This is a genomic window from Planctomycetota bacterium (assembly GCA_038746835.1).
Taxonomy (GTDB): domain Bacteria; phylum Planctomycetota; class Phycisphaerae; order Tepidisphaerales; family Tepidisphaeraceae; genus JBCDKH01.
The window spans coordinates 1-2,680 of the sequence record JBCDKH010000298.1 but is presented as its reverse complement, the minus strand read 5'-3'; the positions used below and the strand labels follow the sequence as shown (position 1 = coordinate 2,680).

The following is a 2,680-nucleotide window of genomic DNA, read 5'->3' as shown; positions in this document are numbered from 1 at the left end:
GGGCAGCAGCATCAGCGGTTGGCAGGCGGACTTGCCGCGTTATCGCGAGCTGTGGCGGCGGACGTGCGAGGCCGTCTTCCGTGCACGCGAAGAGGCCGGCGTCGACGTGCTGGTCGGCGGGGCCGACTCGTCGAGCAACACCTTCGACAAGCTCTTCAGCGAAGGCCTCGACAACAGCCCGTTTTGGCCGAACTACCTCGATTTCTGCTCGATGCACTACCAGGGGCTCTCGGTCCCTTCGCTCGACGCGAGCTGGCGATCGGACGAGCATCCGCTGGGTCGCGTGCTGCTGTGGGACACTGAGTCGTGGGTCGCCAATGCGGACGACCGTTTCGCCGGCGTCGTCGCGGCCTGCCGGGCGGCCGGATACGACCGTGTGATGGGCTCGCACTCGCGCATCGCGGTCAGCACGCTGAGCCACGGCCGAGTCGCGATGGACACCATCCAGACGACCGACGGCACCAAGCGCGTGCCACGCGTCATCAACGCCCGGCCACTTGCCGCGGCGTACAGCGCGGCGCAGGCGTTCATGGGCGAGCGCGAGTTCGATCGCATCCTCTTCCAGGACGCGCTGCCGTACGTCTTCGTCTTCCACGGCCTGGACGGCGACGCGGACGACGGCACGGTGGTCGTGCTGGGCGATCTCGACTCGCTGTTCCACGCACGGAACCCGGGCTTGCTGCCGCTCACCGGCATCGATCGCCTCGATGCCGACACACCGCCGACGCTTGTCCTGCGGAACGACGATGGCGCGTTCTCGGCCTTCGATGCCTACGGCAATCGCAAGGGTGACGAGGGCGGCTCGATCACCGTGCCGCTCGGCACCGACGCCGTCTATCTCCGCGCGACGCCGTGCCACGAAGACGGCTTTGCCAAGCTCATTGCAGCGCTGGAAGCCGCCGACCTCCGCGGGCTGGAGCCGCTGGACATCGTCGTCCAGGACGCGACCGATCCGATTGAGACCGGCGCGACGTTCGGCGTGACCCTCGCCAACCAACACGCGCGGGTCGTCGACGTCGCACTCACCGTCGCGATCGGTGACCTTCAGCTCGATTACCCCGAGGCCTTCCAGCTCTTGCCGCACGAGAAGCGCGACATCGAGGTCCGCGTTCTCGCCGGAACTGCAACGCCGAGCAACGGCTACCCGATGACCGTCCGGGCCGCCGTCCGTGCGACCGACTCCGACGGAACGACACTCGACCTCGGCACCGCCAGTCACGCCGAGACCGTGCGTGTTAATCGCATCGCCCGGCAGTCGGTGACCATCGACGGCGACCTTGCCGATTGGGCCGGAAGCTGGCCGCAGGCGATCGACGCTGGCGAGGAAGGGCAGAGCCTGGAGGAGGCGATGTGGACGCCCTTCGTGCCGTTCGAGTCGGGCTCCAAGCCAGGCCGGGCGACGGCGTTCCTCGCGTACGACGACGACGCCTTCTACTTCGCCGCCCGCATTGCCGACTCCACGCCGGAGCCGGGCACGATCCGATTCGACGGACGCGACGAGGATGCCGACTACTACCCCGAAGTTGCGTACAAAGAGATCGTCCCCGACCCGTCGGACCCGCCGTTCTCAGCCCGTTGGACGGGATTGCTCGTGCCGGACGAGACCGGCATTCACGAGATCGCCTTCCGAGGCGACGACGGCTTCCGCGTCTGGGTCGGTGGGGAAAAAATCATCGATCAGTGGCGGCGGCAGCACCCGACGTGGGGCTCGGCCCGCGTGCAGCTCGAAGTGGGCGTGCCCGTGCCGATTCGCGTCGAGTGGTTCTCCGAGTTCGGCAACGCCTACGCCCAACTCGCCTGGCGTCCACCGGGTGCTGGCGAGCGAACGGCGATCCCGGCTGCAGTCCTTCGTCCGACGACCGATGCCACCACCGACCAGCGTGGCCTGACCGGTGCGTACTACCTCGGCACGAACCACGACCACGCGGTCATGGAACGCGTCGACCAACATGTGAAGTTCGGCTGGCAGGCCGGCGTGCCCGAGGGCTTCGAGTTCGACGTCGACGCGCTGCCGCGAGGCGAGCTGCGCTGGCCGGATGGCGTGCGTCGGTACAGCTATCGCCAGCGTCCGCTCACGCCCGGATCGGCGTCGCAGAGGCCCTTCGACAACGTGCAGATCGGCTTCAACGTCATCGAGCCCGGCGAGGACGGCTGGCTCGCATCACTGCCCGGCCGGCCTGCGCGATTCCCGTCGTATCAGACCACCGACTATGCCTTCGCGCTCAACCGCGTCGCCGAGGATTTCGGTGGCGGGACGGAGGTCTTCCAGATCGACGCCCCGCGCGTCCCACGCCAGCACGGCTTCCCGCGCCAGCCGAGGCACAAAGCCCTCGGCCCGGTCGAAGGAGCGCGGCTGTCCGTCAAGCACGACGACGGCACGCGCACGGTCGAGGTCGCGATTCCGTGGTCCGCCATGCCCGAAGCTCACGAGGCAATGCTGGCGGGCAAGCCGATCAAGTTCAGCTACCGCGTCAACCACGGCGAGGGCAACTTCAACATGGAACTCGCCCGCGGCCGATCCGCCGCGCTCGGCCTGAGCCGCTCATTCCACCCCGACTGGAACCAGAGCTGGCCCATCGAACTGGTCTTCGGCTGGGAATCGTCGGCGAGCGGCAACGGCAGGAGCGGCGGAAGGTAGCGACTACGTCGCTGCTTGCGGTTATGGTCGCTCACGATGCCG

Annotated in this window: 1 protein-coding gene; it reads left to right on the top strand. The window is 68.0% G+C overall.

The annotated features are described in order from the left end of the window. Positions 1-2,638 (top strand): PA14 domain-containing protein (locus tag AAGI46_16790; protein ID MEM1013864.1); only part of this gene is annotated, 2,638 nt, incomplete at its 5' end. Positions 2,639-2,680: the final 42 nt, after the last annotated feature.